This window comes from Agrobacterium vitis (genome assembly GCF_014926405.1).
GTDB classification, from domain to species: Bacteria; Pseudomonadota; Alphaproteobacteria; order Rhizobiales; family Rhizobiaceae; genus Allorhizobium; species Allorhizobium vitis_H.
The window spans coordinates 2,889,029-2,903,550 of record NZ_JACXXJ020000005.1; the positions used below are offsets into that span (position 1 = coordinate 2,889,029).

General features: G+C 58.8%; 15 protein-coding genes. 12 read left to right on the forward strand and 3 right to left on the reverse strand.

Features of this window, described 5'->3' with window-relative positions; all coding sequences use genetic code 11:
- Nucleotides 1–278 precede the first annotated feature (278 nt).
- The 4 genes from dnaN (at nt 279) to pyrF (ending at nt 3,529) form a co-directional block, all read left to right on the forward strand.
- A complete protein-coding gene (gene dnaN, locus IEI95_RS24750) occupies nt 279–1,397 on the forward strand; it encodes a DNA polymerase III subunit beta (RefSeq protein WP_060719676.1) in 1,119 nt (372 codons plus the stop codon).
- Nucleotides 1,398–1,639: 242 nt separating this feature from the next.
- Complete coding sequence (pmtA, locus tag IEI95_RS24755) at nt 1,640–2,233, forward strand: phospholipid N-methyltransferase PmtA (protein WP_060719677.1); 594 nt, start codon at nt 1,640–1,642, stop codon at nt 2,231–2,233.
- A gap of 13 nt (nt 2,234–2,246) precedes the next feature.
- Nucleotides 2,247–2,834 carry a histidine phosphatase family protein gene (locus tag IEI95_RS24760; RefSeq protein WP_156536335.1) on the forward strand — a complete coding sequence of 196 codons (588 nt, stop codon included), beginning with the start codon at nt 2,247–2,249 and terminating at the stop codon, nt 2,832–2,834.
- On the forward strand, nt 2,834–3,529 hold the full coding sequence (gene pyrF, locus IEI95_RS24765) for an orotidine-5'-phosphate decarboxylase (protein WP_156536334.1): 696 nt from the start codon (nt 2,834–2,836) through the stop codon (nt 3,527–3,529). The genes IEI95_RS24760 and pyrF overlap by 1 nt, the downstream gene beginning before the upstream one ends.
- Before the next feature lie 19 nt (nt 3,530–3,548).
- Here the strand turns inward: pyrF and IEI95_RS24770 are convergent, their stop codons facing one another.
- Entirely contained in the window at nt 3,549–4,688 is a 1,140-nt protein-coding gene (locus IEI95_RS24770) for a right-handed parallel beta-helix repeat-containing protein (RefSeq protein ID WP_194417135.1), read from the reverse strand.
- Between the two features lie 265 nt (nt 4,689–4,953).
- On the opposite strand from IEI95_RS24770, the gene IEI95_RS24775 reads away from it, so the two are divergent.
- Both IEI95_RS24775 and IEI95_RS24780 read left to right on the forward strand, forming a co-directional pair.
- Nucleotides 4,954–5,244: a DUF1330 domain-containing protein gene (locus tag IEI95_RS24775; RefSeq protein WP_012654760.1), complete on the forward strand. Its 291-nt coding sequence runs from the start codon at nt 4,954–4,956 to the stop codon at nt 5,242–5,244.
- 153 nt (nt 5,245–5,397) lie between these two features.
- Nucleotides 5,398–6,375: a complex I NDUFA9 subunit family protein gene (locus IEI95_RS24780; RefSeq protein ID WP_012654759.1), complete on the forward strand. Its 978-nt coding sequence runs from the start codon at nt 5,398–5,400 to the stop codon at nt 6,373–6,375.
- 171 nt (nt 6,376–6,546) lie between these two features.
- Here IEI95_RS24780 and IEI95_RS24785 read toward each other — a convergent pair whose 3' ends face one another.
- Nucleotides 6,547–6,732, reverse strand: a complete 186-nt coding sequence (locus IEI95_RS24785; RefSeq protein WP_194417136.1) for a hypothetical protein — start codon at nt 6,730–6,732, stop codon at nt 6,547–6,549.
- Nucleotides 6,733–7,108: 376 nt separating this feature from the next.
- Nucleotides 7,109–7,915, reverse strand: a complete 807-nt coding sequence (locus IEI95_RS24790; RefSeq protein WP_194417137.1) for an undecaprenyl-diphosphate phosphatase — start codon at nt 7,913–7,915, stop codon at nt 7,109–7,111.
- Between the two features lie 173 nt (nt 7,916–8,088).
- On the opposite strand from IEI95_RS24790, the gene IEI95_RS24795 reads away from it, so the two are divergent.
- From IEI95_RS24795 to IEI95_RS24820, 6 genes are all read left to right on the forward strand, one after another.
- Nucleotides 8,089–8,781, forward strand: a complete 693-nt coding sequence (locus tag IEI95_RS24795; RefSeq protein WP_012654757.1) for a glutathione S-transferase family protein — start codon at nt 8,089–8,091, stop codon at nt 8,779–8,781.
- Nucleotides 8,782–8,792: 11 nt separating this feature from the next.
- On the forward strand, nt 8,793–9,965 hold the full coding sequence (gene queG, locus IEI95_RS24800; RefSeq protein ID WP_194417138.1) for a tRNA epoxyqueuosine(34) reductase QueG: 1,173 nt from the start codon (nt 8,793–8,795) through the stop codon (nt 9,963–9,965).
- A complete protein-coding gene (locus IEI95_RS24805; protein ID WP_194417139.1) occupies nt 9,962–10,834 on the forward strand; it encodes an SDR family oxidoreductase in 873 nt (290 codons plus the stop codon). The genes queG and IEI95_RS24805 overlap by 4 nt, the downstream gene beginning before the upstream one ends.
- A 373-nt stretch (nt 10,835–11,207) precedes the next feature.
- Nucleotides 11,208–11,543, forward strand: coding sequence for a septal ring lytic transglycosylase RlpA family protein (locus IEI95_RS24810; protein ID WP_409065484.1), 336 nt, complete (start codon nt 11,208–11,210; stop codon nt 11,541–11,543).
- A gap of 198 nt (nt 11,544–11,741) precedes the next feature.
- A complete protein-coding gene (locus IEI95_RS24815) occupies nt 11,742–13,028 on the forward strand; it encodes an RsmB/NOP family class I SAM-dependent RNA methyltransferase (protein WP_156536329.1) in 1,287 nt (428 codons plus the stop codon).
- A gap of 116 nt (nt 13,029–13,144) precedes the next feature.
- Nucleotides 13,145–14,422, forward strand: coding sequence for an imelysin family protein (locus IEI95_RS24820; protein ID WP_156536328.1), 1,278 nt, complete (start codon nt 13,145–13,147; stop codon nt 14,420–14,422).
- Nucleotides 14,423–14,522: the final 100 nt, after the last annotated feature.

The following is a 14,522-nucleotide window of genomic DNA, read 5'->3' on the forward strand; positions in this document are numbered from 1 at the left end:
ATAGTCCTTGGCCGGACCAGTCCACTCAGGCGCATGACATGCATGGCCTGCCCTTGTTATGGGCGAGGCAGGCCGCCCCCGCAAGCGCCCCTGCACGCCAAGGAGCGTGATCTGTGGTGGAAAGCCTCGGCCAAGACGTGCCAAAAGACGGCAGGCCCTTGCATTTTGATCGTCTTTGCTGCCATTTTGCCCGTCCGAATAAAGCCGGGCACAATCGCCCGGATCAAGGCAAGCCGATCCCGAATGCCGGATCGCACAGGTCGAAAGTGGCAGCGTCGATGCGTATTACTCTTGAACGGTCCAATCTTCTCAAGTCCCTGAACCATGTTCACCGGGTGGTCGAACGGCGCAATACCATTCCGATCCTGTCCAACGTGCTGCTGCGCGCCGAAGGCCAGAGCCTGTCGATGAAGGCAACCGACCTCGATCTGGAAGTGACCGAAGCAACCCCGGCCAATATCGAGCAGGCCGGTGCGACCACGGTTCCCGCGCATCTGCTCTATGAAATCGTCCGCAAATTGTCTGACGGTGCCGAGGTGCTGCTCTCGACCAATCCGGATGGCGCCAGCATGACGGTTGCCTCCGGTCGTTCGAAATTCTCGCTGCAATGCCTGCCGGAGCAGGATTTTCCCGACCTGACCACCGGCAGCTTCAGCCATTCCTTCAAGCTGAAGGCCTCCGACCTCAAAATGCTGATCGATCGCACCCAGTTCGCGATCTCAACGGAAGAAACCCGCTATTATCTGAACGGCATTTACCTCCACACCATAGAAGCCGATGGCAAGTTGAAGCTGCGCGCCGTCGCAACCGATGGCCACCGGCTGGCCCGCGCCGATGTGGAAGCACCTTCGGGTTCGGAAGGCATGCCGGGTATCATCATTCCGCGCAAAACGGTTGGCGAGTTGCAGAAGCTGGTCGATAACCCCGATCTCACCGTGTCGCTCGAAGTGTCGGATGCCAAGATCCGCTTCAATATCGGCGAGATCGTCATGACCTCGAAGCTGATCGACGGCACCTTCCCCGATTATCAACGGGTCATTCCCCAGGCCAATGACAAGGAAATGCGGGTCGATTGCCAGACCTTCGCCCGCGCCGTCGACCGTGTCTCCACCATTTCGTCGGAACGTGGCCGGGCGGTGAAGCTGGCCATCGGCGACGGCCATCTGATGCTGACGGTCAACAACCCGGATTCGGGCAGCGCCACCGAGGAAGTCGCCGTCGGCTACGAAAGCGACGCGATGGAAATCGGCTTCAACGCCAAATATCTGCTCGACATCACCGCGCAACTGTCCGGCGAAGAGGCGATTTTCCTTCTGGCCGATGCCGGATCGCCGACCCTGATCCGCGATACCGCCGGTGACGATGCGCTTTACGTGCTGATGCCGATGCGCGTTTAGGTTCTCCGTCTCTGCCATCAATCAATAACGCCGTCTCGTGCGCAAGCCGGGGCGGCGTTATTGTTTTGTCTGGCCCGGAAAGGGCTGGCTGAATTGCGTCTTTTTCAACACCGTCCAACTTGGGTCAGACACAAAATTTTCACATGCGCGCCATTTTGTCTTGTTTTCGCGACAAATCGCATCAACATGCCGATTATGCGCCCATGATCGGCGCAGCATATCTTTTTAGGAGATGACTGCGAATGAAGCTCAACCTGAAGCAACGGCTGGAAAAGAAGTTCGACGAGGAAATCCGTTTCTTCAAGGGCATGATGCAGGGGCCGAAGCTGGTGGGCGCCATCGTGCCGACCTCCACCATTACTGCCCGGCGCATGGCCAGCATCATCACGCCGGAAAGCGGGTTGCCGGTGCTGGAACTGGGACCGGGAACCGGCGTGATCACCAAGGCGATCCTGGCGCGCGGCATCAAGCCGGAGAAACTGGTATCCGTCGAATATTCCGCCGACTTCCACCGGCACCTGACCCAGACGATCCCCGGCGTCAATTTTGTCCACGGTGACGCCTTCAACCTGGAAAAGACGCTGGGCCCGCTGTCCGGCCTGTCCTTTGACTGCGTGATTTCCGCCATGCCGCTCCTGAACTTCCCGATGCAGGAGCGCATCCGGCTGCTGGAGGACCTTTTGGACCGCATGCCGCATGGACGGCCCGTCATGCAGATTTCCTACGGACCGATGTCGCCGATCATCGCCAAGGGCGGCAGCTATTTCATCCAGCATTTCGATTTCGTGGTCCGCAATATTCCACCAGCCCAGCTCTGGATCTATCGCCGCCGCTAAAGAGACCCAAGACATGTTTGCCGTCTACATCACCCATCCGCAGGTCCGGATCGACCCGGACGTGCCGGTGCCGCAATGGGGACTGTCCGACATGGGACAGGAACGGACCCGCAGGACGGCTGAGGCCGCCTGGGTGCGCCAGCTTGGCCGCATCGTCAGCAGCGCCGAGACCAAGGCCGTGGAAACAGCGGCGATCCTGGCGGGTGCGGCCACTATCGGTGTCGAACAGATCGAGACCATGCATGAAAACGACCGCTCCGCGACCGGCTTTCTGACCCCGCCGGAGTTTGAAAAGGCGGCGGACTGGTTCTTTGCCCATCCTGAGGACAGTTTTTGCGGCTGGGAACGGGCCATCGATGCGCAGGCCCGGATTGTCGGAGCGATTCAGGATGTTCTTGGCAGCCACGATCCGGCTGTTCCTATCGCCTTCATCGGTCACGGCGGCGTCGGAACCCTGTTGAAATGTCACCTGCAAGGCCAGCCGATTAGCCGAAGCGGCGATCAACCGCCGGGCGGCGGCAATCTCTTCTGCTTCACTCTTGCGGATCTGACCGTCACATGCGACTGGACCGCCATGGAAACCTGGCAGGGAGATCGTTGATGGATGCGCGCAATCGTTTGATCGTGGGGCTTGACGTCGCCACCGTCGCTGAGGCGGAAAAACTGGTCTCGACGCTGGCCGAAGACGTGACCTTCTACAAGATCGGCTATCAACTGGCCTTCGCAGGCGGGCTGGAATTTGCCCGAGACCTCGCCCAAAGCGGCAAGAAGGTCTTCCTGGATATGAAACTGCTCGATATCGACAATACCGTCGCCTCGGCGGTGGAGAATATTGTCCGGATGGGCATGACCATGCTGACGCTGCATGCCTATCCTAAAGCCATGCAGGCAGCCGTGGAAGCAGCGCAAGGGTCAGGTCTCTGCCTGCTCGGCGTGACGGTCTTAACCTCAATGGATGACCAGGATCTCACCGATGCCGGTTATCAGGGCGATGCCCGGTCACTGGTCCTGAAGCGAGCCGCCCAGGCAAAAGAAAAAGGCATGGGCGGTATCGTCTGCTCGGCGCAGGAAGCCCAGGCTGTGCGCGCCATTCTCGGCTCCGACATGGCCATTGTCACGCCCGGCATCCGCCCCGCTGGCAGTGATGCCGGTGACCAGAAACGGGTGATGACACCGGCAGACGCCATCCATGCCGGTTCCAGCCATTTGGTTGTCGGCCGCCCGATCGTCAAGGCAGACGATCCGAGAGCCGCAACCCAGGTCATTCTCGCCGAAATGCAGGCCGCTTTCACCTGACGTCTATGAGGAGTTGTCCTCAAGGCTTGATGCCATTGCCGCTCAGCACATTGTTTTGGCCATTGTCGCGGATCAGGTCGGCGTCCCCACCAATGATTTGGTTGCCACTGACGGTGTTGAAATCGGCAAAGCTGTGATTGTCGGCACCGCTACCGAAAGGGGCGGGCGGGTCCTGGTAGCAATAGAGATTGCGCCAGGCCTCGCGGGCATTCAGCCAGATGGCCGGGCGCGGGCGAAAAACGTCCTGGTAGGTGAATTTATTATCGGCGATCCGGTTATGCTGCGGGGTCTGGTGGCGGATGGTGCCGCCCTCGCCGCAATTGCGGTAGAGAAAAATACCGCCATGCTGCGCGTTGGCGAAGCTATTGGCTTCGATGACATTATGCGCCGATCCGTCCACCGCGATCATTTCGCGGCTTCGCGTCGCCAGTTCGAAACTATTGCCTGAAATGGTGTTATGCGCGGTCTCCGCATCGAGATAGATCGCCGATCCCTTGGTCTGCCCCTGGATGGTCGAGTGCGACAGGGTCACATGGGTGACACCGGGGGCGACATAAAGCGGGATAGGACCATCAGCGACAATCGACAGAGTGTCCAGCACGATGCCGGACGGTGCGACCGACTGGGCATATTCGGTATGATTGCGATTGAGCGAGGATTGCCGCACCAGCTCCGCCTCGCCATTGGCGCCAAGCCCCATGATGTGGATGGAACCGTAGATCTTGCAATTGCGGATCACGATATCGTGCGGAACGCTCCAACTGCCGTCATCCTTGCGCAGCGACGCAATGCGGATGGTGGGCGGCGCGCCCTTCGGCACACTTCCCGGCAGGCCAATAACACCGCCATGGCAATCGATGCTGACACCGCTGGCATCGGCCCCCAGCAATTCCAGGTTTTGCATCACCAGATCGTCATGGGTCAACTCGACCTTGCAGGCCAACCGCAAGACACTTTCGGCCTCAAGCGGCGTGTCGCGCAGCGCATCATAAACCGAGGGAGCGCAGGGCTTGGCAAGCGCGCCATGGCTGGCAGCAGGCGCGGAGGCCGCGAACGCACTGCCTTCCATCAGCGAGACGGTGGCAAAGGGGACCGGCAGCAAAGGAACGGACAATAGGAAAAACAACAGGACCGGCGTGAGCTTTGGAAGCCTGTTCATCTCCCTGCTCATTTCATTGTGTATCAGGTTGCGGATATTGACCACCTTGACCCCGTCTCCGATTGGTACCCCAGACGGGCTGGCCGTCGCGCTGAATTTGACAATGCCTCACTCTTGCGGCCAAAGCCAAGGCCACAAAACATCGCACAAGCGCCCTTTCCATCCTTCAAACCATTGGCCGCCCATATTGGCCGCCCGTACTGGCCCACTTGACCTTGCAGCAAAATTCACCGATCACCAAAGAGAAACCGAAAGAGGTGATTTGATGGCAAAGGGATATTGGATCGCGCGCGTCGATGTGCGTGATGCGGAACGCTACAAGGATTACGTCTCGACGGCAAAGCCGGCTTTTGAGCGTTTCGGTGCTGTCTTTCTGGCCCGTGGCGGCAAGACGGATGCCGTGGAAGGCCAAAGCCGGGCCCGCAACGTGGTCATCGAGTTTCCGTCCTTTCAGGCCGCTTATGATTGCTATCACTCACCGGAATATCAGGCCGCCGTCAAGATCCGCCAGGAAGTCGCCGACGGCGAGATTGTCTTGGTCGAAGGCAATCTTTGATCCCAGTTTCAAAGCGGTTCCATTAACTCTGGTCCCAGACATTTACTCTTGTCCAAGACATGGGACAGCATGATTCTGCTTCACCTCGCTGCGCATTAGCGATATGAGACAGCAGATGAATTGGTCTGATATTCCGATCCGCAGGAGCACTCTATGACGTTCGCAAATCTTCCGCCGCTCGTTACCGTTTTCGGAGGCTCCGGATTCGTGGGCAGGCATGTGGTGCGGGTGCTGGCCCAACGCGGTTATCGGGTGCGCGTCGCGGTACGCCGCCCCGATCTGGCGGGTTTCGTGCTGCCATTCGGCAATGTCGGACAGATTTCGCTGTCCCAGGCCAATCTGCGCTACCGCGACAGCGTCGCAAAGGCTGTTGAAGGCGCATCGGTTGTCGTCAATTGCGTCGGCATCCTGCTGGAATCAGGCCGCAACAAGTTCGACGCCGTGCAGGATTTCGGTGCCCGTGCCGTGGCTGAAGCAGCAACCGCTGCAGGTGCCAGGCTGGTGCATATCTCGGCCATCGGCGCCGATGCGAAATCCGCCTCCAGCTACGCAGCCAGCAAGGGCCGTGGCGAAGATGCCATCCGCCAGGTCGCGCCGGGCGCGGTCATCCTTCGGCCATCCATCGTTTTCGGCCCCGAGGACAGCTTCTTCAACAAGTTTGCCGCAATGGCCCGCCTGTCGCCCGTCCTGCCCTTGATCGGCGGCGGCAAGACGAAATTCCAGCCGGTCTTCGTCGAAGACGTGGCCGAAGCCGTGGCCAAAGCCGTCGATGGCAAGGTGGCTGCCGGTCTCTTTGAGCTGGGCGGACCGGAAGTTCTGACCTTCCGGCAATGTCTTGAGGAAATGCTGCGGGTTATCGACCGCACCAATCCGCTGGTGTCGCTGCCCTTCGGTATCGCTTCGCTGCTTGCCTCCGTCGCCTCGGCTATTCCGCTGATCACACCGCCGCTGACCAATGATCAGCTGACGCTGCTGAAAAGTGATAACGTGGTCTCCGAAGCCGCCAAAAAGGAAGGCAGGACGCTCACAGCCCTTGGTATTACGCCGACAGCTGTTGCCGCCGTGCTGCCCTCCTATCTCATCCATTTCCGTCCGCATGGACAATATAGCCGCTCCGGCAAGGCAGCCTGATCGGCATCGGATTGAGAATCACTCTTTAGAATCGTTCATGCGCCCCATACGGCGCATGAAAAGAGGCTTGTTTTGATCCAGGAAAAGCGAAACCCAGCTTTACCGCAATGGCAAGCTTAGTCTCCAGTGCGGCGCGGGCCATGTGTCGGCGTTGCACAAAAGACGCAGAAATTAATTAGTTTCATTAACTGCCAATTCAGCACATTCCGCTATTGATGTTGAGGTGGGCCATGCGTAAAGACGGATCAATGCATGGGCCAGCGTTCTTCGCACCCGCCATTTCACATTCTTCTGAGGTACTGATTTCATGGGCAAATCTATCGCACTGTTTTTTGCGTGTGCGGCATTGGTTGTCATCGCAGGTTCCTTCGTCGCTCCCTCGACGGTCGCAGCTCGTAAGGGCAATTGCGCACCCGCCTACGGTGTTGACCCTTGCAGCACGGGCTCGATCGCCCGCTGAGACCTGCGGGTCATCCTGTTCCCCGTCACAGACCCTTTCCGGGAACCGTAAAAAGCGGTTTTCAATCAGGGTATGCGTAAAACAACGAGATAGTTTCTCTCGTTTACGTTTCTGGAAGCGCGTTTCCATTTTTCTCTGAAAAACACTAGGGCGCCGTGCGTTCATAAAACGCGCGGCGCTGTAGGAATTCATGTGCGTCACGCCGCCAATCGTTTGACGACGCGCCACAGGATGGGCAGGCCCCTCAAAGCAAAGGGGCCCCTTGGGTTTGTCTTATCCCCAGACCAGAAGGCCAATCAGGCCCACGACGCCGACGGCAATCCGCCACCAGGCAAAGGGTGCATAGCCGCGGCGAGAGACGAAATCGAGCAGTCCACGCACCACAAACAGCGCCGAAATGAAAGCTGCAAGGAAACCGACGCCAATCAGCAGGCCGTCATCCATGCTGAGCGCATTGCGGTTCTTGTAGAGATCCAGCACGAAGGCCCCCAGCATGGTCGGCATCGCCAGGAAAAACGAAAATTCGGCGGCCGAACGCTTATCTGTGCCCATCAGCAGCGAGCCGACAATGGTTGCGCCCGACCGCGATGTGCCGGGAATCATCGCCAGGCACTGAAACAGACCGATCTTCAGAGCCAGTGACAGCGGATAATCCATCACGTCGGTATAGCGGGGCTTGAACGTCATCCGATCAACCCACAGAAGAATCACCCCGCCCAGGATCAGCATCACGCAGATCAGCATCGGGGTTTCAAACAGCACGGACTTGATGAAGTCGTGGGCCAGCGCGCCAATGATGGCCGCGGGCAGGAAAGCCACCAGCACAGCCAGGACGAAATGGCGGCTTTTGGGATTGCTGGGCAAAGACAGCGCAATCCCCAGCAATTTCTGGATATAGACAGCCAAAATAGCAAGAATGGCACCGAGCTGAATCAGCACTGCAAAGGTGTTTCCGGGCGATTTGAAGCCGAGAAAATGGCCGGCCAACAGCACATGCGCCGTCGAAGACACCGGGATGAATTCCGTAAGGCCCTCGATAAGACCGAGAAGAAGGGCGCTGACGATCGATTGATCTTCCATGGATTGTCCTTTGATAGGCGTGACAAGGAAAGCGATTCGCTTGTATGACGGAATGAAATTCCTATAGACGCAAGGTTGGCCCCCTGGCCAGATGTTATGGCCAGATGGAATGGCCAGCCAAGAGAAACCAGACAGCCCCGATCATCGCCCCCAACCGGAACAGTGCCCCATCAATGCCCACTTTGTATCACCATCCGATGTCAACCACGTCCCGCTTTGTCCGATTGATCCTGTCGGAATACGGTTTTCAGGCAGATCTGGTCGAAGAACAGACCTGGGAAAAGCGCCGGGAATTTCTCACCCTCAATCCCGCTGGCACCCTGCCCGTCTATGTCGATGACAATATGCGTACGCTCTGTGGCTGCACGGTCATATCGGAATTCCTGGACGAAACCCATGGCGTGTTGAAGAGGGACCGTCGGCTTTTGGCCGAAGACCCCTTCCAGCGCGCCGAAATCCGCCGGCTGGTCGATTGGTTCCTGCAAAAGATGGAACAGGACGTCACCCGGCCATTGGCCCGCGAGCGGGTGTTCAAATTGCAGATCCCCAACGGTCTTGGTGGTGGCGCGCCGGATTCCAAGGTGCTGCGCACCGCCCGTGGCAATATTCGCCAGCACATGAAATATCTGAGCTGGCTGGCTGGCTCGCGCACCTGGCTGGCGGGCGACCGGCTCAGCTATGGCGATCTTGCTGCCGGTGCGGCGATATCGGTGCTGGATTATCTCGGCGAGATCGACTGGGCGGAATCACCGATTGCCAAGGACTGGTATCAGCGGCTGAAATCGCGCCCGTCGTTCCGACCGCTGCTGGCCGAGCGGGTGCGCGGCCTCACCCCTGTTTCCCACTATGCGGATCTGGATTTCTGACGGAAAAAGCCATGGTCAAGGAAAGCAACCCCGAGCGGACGGCGGAAAAGGCCAAGGCCCGGGCCGCGAAGCTTTCCGCCTTCATTCGTCAGGAAGCGGCTGACAAGGGTTTCGACCTCTGTCGGATCACCGGGCCGGAGAGCATTCCCCAGGCCCCTGCCCGGTTGCTGGAGTTCGTGGACGCTGGCTATCACGGCACCATGGCCTGGATGGAGGAGACGCGCGAGCGGCGCGGCGATCCAAAAGTGCTGTGGGCACAGGTCCGCTCCATCGTGATGTTCGGCCTGAATTACGGCCCTGAGATCGATCCGCGCCACTTACAGGCGCAGCCCGACAAGGCAGCGATCTCTGTCTACGCCCGCAACCGCGACTATCACGACATCATCAAGGGCAAGCTGAAGGAGATTGCCACGCGCTTTGCCGCCCGGGCTGGTGAGGATGTGAAAGTTTTCGTCGATACAGCCCCTGTCATGGAAAAGCCGCTGGCCGCCGCCGCCGGGCTTGGCTGGCAGGGCAAGCATACCAATCTGGTCAGCCGCGATTACGGCTCCTGGCTGTTTCTCGGCAGCCTGTTCACCACAGCAGAGCTGGAACTGGACGCAGCGGAGCGCGACCATTGCGGCTCCTGCCGCGCCTGTCTCGATGCCTGCCCGACATCGGCCTTTCCGGCCCCCTACCAGATCGATGCCCGCCGCTGCATCTCTTATCTGACCATCGAGCATAAGGGCGTGATCGACCGCGACCTGCGCCCGGCTTTCGGCAACCGGATCTATGGCTGCGACGATTGTCTGGCCGCCTGTCCCTGGAACAAGTTCGCAGCGCAGGCGCGGGAGATCAAGCTTCAGGCCCGCGAAGACCTGATGGCACCTGACATCGCCTTTTTCCTCACCCTTGACGATCCAGGCTTCCGCAGCCATTTCAGTGGCTCGCCGGTCAAGCGGATCGGACGTGACAGGTTTGTGCGCAATGTGCTGATCGCGGCTGGCAATTCGGGACTGTCAACGCTGATCACGCCCTGCCTGGACCTGCTCGCCGATGCCTCACCGGATGTGCGTGGCATGGCGGTCTGGGCGCTGTCGCGCCTGATGCCGCCGCAGGCGTTTCGCGCTCTCGCACATTATAGAGAGAATGAGCCCGATAGCGATGTCAGGGCGGAATGGATAGCAGCCGGAGTGACCCCATGAGAGTGATGATTTTTGGCGCCGGATATTCCGGCAAGGCGATTGGCCAGCACTTTATCCAGCAGGGCATTCCCGTCAGTGGCACGACGCGCTCACCGGCCAAGGCCAAGGCTTTGAGCGATCTCGGCATCGAACCGCTGGTTTTCGATGGCCAACGTCTCTCGGATGAGATCATTCAGGCCATGGCCTGCGCCACCCATGTTGTCCAATCGATTGCTCCGGGCAGCGATGGCGACCCGCTGCTGCGGCTGACGGAGGGCGCGCTGAAGACATGGATGCCCAAAGTGCAATGGCTGGCCTATCTGTCGACCGTCGGCGTCTATGGCGACCACCAGGGCGCATGGGTGGATGAAGACACGGTCTGCAAACCTGTCTCGGTGCGCTCCGTGGAGCGGGTGGAGGCAGAACAGGCCTGGGAGAGAGCCGCGCTTGCAGCAGGTGTGCCGCTCTCGACACTGCGGCTGTCAGGCATTTACGGGCCGGGTCGCAATGGTCTTGTCAACATGGCCGAAGGCACGGCCCGGCGTCTGGTGAAAAAGGATCAGGTGTTCAACCGGATCCGCGTCGAAGATATTGCCGCCGCGACCTGGTTTCTGGCCGTGCGAAACGAGCAGGGGATCTTCAATATCACCGACCACGAACCCGCCCCGCCACAGGATGTGGTGGCAGAGGCCGCAAGGTTGATGGGGATCGAGCCGCCGCCGGAACAAGCGTTCGAAACGGCCGAGCTGTCGCCGATGGCGCGGTCCTTTTACGGTGAGAATAAGCGGGTAATGAATGCCAAGGTCCGGGCGCTGGGCTTTGCCTTTGCCTATCCCGACTACCGGGTTTCTCTCAGCCAACTCTGGGCTTCAGGCCGCTGGCGGGGGTAAGCAAGCACATTCATTCCTGAATTGCGCCCTATTTCGCTCAAAAATTGCGCCAATTTCGCCATATTTGCTGACTTACCCCTGCGTTTGATGTGTAATTTTTCGAGACAAGGGAAAAATATTTTGTGATCGATTCAAAATCACATAGCTCGCAATATTATTGCGTTTTTAGGCTGTTTTTAAACAGTTTTTCTAAATTCCTACCAAAAAGTAAATTTCGCTTCATCATCACGAATATATCTTAACGTAACATTCCGTGATCGACTGAGGCACTTTTTTGCCATTTTTGACCACCTTTAAGCCTCCCTACGCAAATTTCATCTCAGAAATAGCAACGGGAAACGAAAACTTGGTGCCTCTCAGTCGGTCAGTCCTCATCGCAGCAGCTATTACCTCTCTTGTTGCTTTCAGCCCTCTCCAGGCCTTTGCAGCAAATGGTTGCGGTGGCGCTTCCTGGTATGCGCTATACTCGCGCACTGCTTCTGGCGAACGGATGAACCCTACGACCTTTACAGCCGCTCACAAGTCATTGCCCTTCGGCTCCAAGGTCAAGGTCACCAACCGCAACAACGGCAAGACAGTCGTGGTGCGGATCAATGATCGCGGTCCGTTCATCAAGGGCCGGGTTCTGGATCTCTCGAAGGCTGCCGCCGCCGATATCGGCATGGTCGGCAGCGGCACAGCCAAGGTCTGCTACGAGCTGATCGGCTAGGATTTGTTGATATTCAGGCCTGGTCGGGCTGAAAACGGCGCATGAGTTAAACCTCCACAAAAGTACCTATTATCCTGATGCGTATTGCTTCTATCGAAAATCTGCCCCCACTTTTTGGTAGTCTTCAGTAACGCAGCTTGCCCCAACGGCATTTCATCGCTACCACGCAAGGTCTGATGGATCACCAAGGAGAAGACCATGCGTTTGGGCGGACGGCTAGCCGGGGCAATCGAAGTTCTGAGCGATATCGAGACACGCCGCAGGCCAGTGGCCGACGCCCTGAAGGATTGGGGCCTAGCGCATCGCTTCGCCGGATCCGGTGATCGCGCCGCCATCGGCAATATCGTTTATGACGCGCTGCGCATGAAGCTTTCCCACGCCTACATGATGGATGACGACAGCCCTGCAGCCCTCGGCTATGCCGTATTGCTGCGACAATGGGGAATGGCCCCCGAAAGCCTTGCAGCGGACCTTGATGGCGACAGCTTTGCCCCTGCCCCGCTGACACAGGCACAGACGGAGGCCTTTTCCAGCCGCACGCTGGAGGACGCACCGCAGTTTGTCCAGGGCGATATCCCGGAATGGGTGGTGCCTAGCTTCGAAGCCGTGTTCGGAGCCGACTGGCTGCGCGAGGCACAGGCGCTGGCCGTGCGTCCCAGCCTCGATCTGCGCGTCAACACGCTGAAGGCCAATCGCGACAAGGTCCTCAAGGCGCTGTCGCATACGCAGGCAAGGCCTGCCACTATTTCTCCCATCGGCATCCGCATCGAGCCGGGTGAAGGCCCGTCACGCCTGCCGAATGTCACCGCCGAGCTTGGCTTCCAGAAGGGCTGGTTCGAGGTTCAGGATGAGGGGTCGCAGATCGTCTCGGCGCTGGTCGAACCGAGAGAAGGTCACCAGGTGTTGGATTTCTGCGCAGGCGGCGGTGGCAAGACGCTGGCCATGGCCGCCGCCATGGGCAACAAGGGCCAGGTGCATGCCTATGATAGCGACCGCAAGCGGCTGGCGCCGATCATCGAGCGGCTGAAACGGGCAGGCACCCATAATATTCAGGTCCATGACCGGATCGCCGCCCTGCAATCTTTGACTGGACGGTTCGACAAGGTCTTGGTCGATGCCCCCTGCACCGGCACCGGCACCTGGCGGCGCAGGCCCGACACCAAATGGCGGCTGACCGACCGCAATTTGCAGGAGCGGATCGAACAGCAGCAACAAGCGCTGACTGAGGCTGCTACCTATGTCCGGTCCGGCGGCGAGCTGATCTACGTTACCTGCTCGGTGCTGCCAGAGGAAAACGACCGGCAGATCGAAGCCTTCACCGCCGCCCATCCGCAATTTTCGCCGATGCCGATGCTGGAGCGCTGGACGGGGCTGTTTGGCGCGTCTGTCGCCAAGCCCATCTCCGCCAATGGCAAAAGCCTGACCTTAAGCCCTGCCGCAACCGACACGGATGGGTTTTTCTTCTGCCGGATGGTCAAGGCTTGAGATCGGGATGCACCCTAAATACTTAGGGCTATTCCTGATTGTTTGACACTAGTTTAATTTTGTTCCATGACATGCCACAGACCACAAGCGGCGCTAAAGGCGCCAGAGGAGAGGGCATGTCTCGACCATTCATGATCGGCGCCGGACTGGCGCTTTTCATCGCTTCGACCAGCTTTGCCGCTCCGGCAGCGAAAGCGCCGGAAGCAGATGCAGTGCTGAAGCATTATGCAGAGCTGGCGGAGGCGAAATACCAGGATTCGCTCACCACAGCCAAGACGCTGGATGCCGCCGTTGACGCGCTGCTTGCCAAGCCCAGCAAGTCAACGCTCAACAAGGCCCGCTCCGCCTGGATCAAGGCGCGTGTGCCCTATCAGCAGTCGGAAGTCTATCGCTTCGGCAACAAGATTGTTGATGACTGGGAAGGCAAGGTCAATGCCTGGCCGCTGGACGAAGGCCTGATCGACTATGTCGATAAATCCTACGGCACGGAAAGCGATACCAATGCGCTGTACACCGCCAATGTGATTGCCAATACCAAGATCAAGATCAACGGCGAAGAGGTGGATGCCACCAATCTGACACCGGATTTCCTGGCCAACAAGCTCCAGGAAGCCGGTGGCGTCGAGGCCAATGTGGCAACCGGCTACCATGCCATCGAATTTCTGCTCTGGGGCCAGGATCTGAACGGCACCGGCCCAGGCGCTGGCAACCGTCCTTTTACCGATTACGACCTGAAGAATTGCACCGGCGGCCATTGCGACCGACGCGCCCAATATCTGAAGTCGGCCTCGACCCTGCTGGTGTCCGATCTTCAGGAAATGGTCGATGCCTGGAAGCCGGAAGGCGAAGCAACCAAGACCTTGCTGGCCGATCCAACCTCTGGCCTCAAAGCTATTTTGACCGGCATGGGCTCACTGTCCTACGGCGAACTGGCTGGTGAGCGCATGAAGCTTGGGCTGCTGCTGCACGATCCGGAAGAAGAGCATGACTGCTTCTCCGACAACACCCACAATTCACATTATTACGACGCACTCGGCATCCGCTCGGCCTATACCGGCAAATATACCCGCGTCGATGGCACCAAGATGACTGGCCCGTCCCTGTCGGATCTGGTTGCTGCCAAGGACAAGGCGCTGGACAAGGAAATGAAGTCCAAGCTGAACACGACGATGAAGGCGATGACTGCTCTGGTGAAGCGTGCCAAGACCGTCGAGCACTATGACCAGATGATTGCCGAGAACAACAAGGACGGCAATGCCACCGTTCAGGCTGGCATCGACGGCCTGATCGACCAGACCAAGTCGATCCAGCGCGTCGTGGCTGCCCTCGATCTCGGCGAAGTCAAGCTGGAAGGCTCCGACAGCCTCGACAACCCCAGCGCCGTCTTCAAGTAAAATATCATTGAAAACAGATGGCCGCTGCCCAGCACCGGGCGGCGGCCATTCTCATAGGGATGCCGAACGTGCGGCTGAAGACAGCGACGATAATCCTGCT

Bases quoted from the DNA above. Each gene is read 5' to 3' on its own strand.
- dnaN (WP_060719676.1), top strand. From the start codon at position 279: ATGCGTATTACTCTTGAACGGTCCAATCTTCTCAAGTCCCTGAACCAT.
- pmtA (WP_060719677.1), top strand. From the start codon at position 1,640: ATGAAGCTCAACCTGAAGCAACGGCTGGAAAAGAAGTTCGACGAGGAA.
- IEI95_RS24760 (WP_156536335.1), top strand. From the start codon at position 2,247: ATGTTTGCCGTCTACATCACCCATCCGCAGGTCCGGATCGACCCGGAC.
- pyrF (WP_156536334.1), top strand. From the start codon at position 2,834: ATGGATGCGCGCAATCGTTTGATCGTGGGGCTTGACGTCGCCACCGTC.
- IEI95_RS24770 (WP_194417135.1), bottom strand. From the start codon at position 4,688: ATGAACAGGCTTCCAAAGCTCACGCCGGTCCTGTTGTTTTTCCTATTG.
- IEI95_RS24775 (WP_012654760.1), top strand. From the start codon at position 4,954: ATGGCAAAGGGATATTGGATCGCGCGCGTCGATGTGCGTGATGCGGAA.
- IEI95_RS24780 (WP_012654759.1), top strand. From the start codon at position 5,398: ATGACGTTCGCAAATCTTCCGCCGCTCGTTACCGTTTTCGGAGGCTCC.
- IEI95_RS24785 (WP_194417136.1), bottom strand. From the start codon at position 6,732: ATGACAACCAATGCCGCACACGCAAAAAACAGTGCGATAGATTTGCCC.
- IEI95_RS24790 (WP_194417137.1), bottom strand. From the start codon at position 7,915: ATGGAAGATCAATCGATCGTCAGCGCCCTTCTTCTCGGTCTTATCGAG.
- IEI95_RS24795 (WP_012654757.1), top strand. From the start codon at position 8,089: ATGCCCACTTTGTATCACCATCCGATGTCAACCACGTCCCGCTTTGTC.
- queG (WP_194417138.1), top strand. From the start codon at position 8,793: ATGGTCAAGGAAAGCAACCCCGAGCGGACGGCGGAAAAGGCCAAGGCC.
- IEI95_RS24805 (WP_194417139.1), top strand. From the start codon at position 9,962: ATGAGAGTGATGATTTTTGGCGCCGGATATTCCGGCAAGGCGATTGGC.
- IEI95_RS24815 (WP_156536329.1), top strand. From the start codon at position 11,742: ATGCGTTTGGGCGGACGGCTAGCCGGGGCAATCGAAGTTCTGAGCGAT.
- IEI95_RS24820 (WP_156536328.1), top strand. From the start codon at position 13,145: ATGTCTCGACCATTCATGATCGGCGCCGGACTGGCGCTTTTCATCGCT.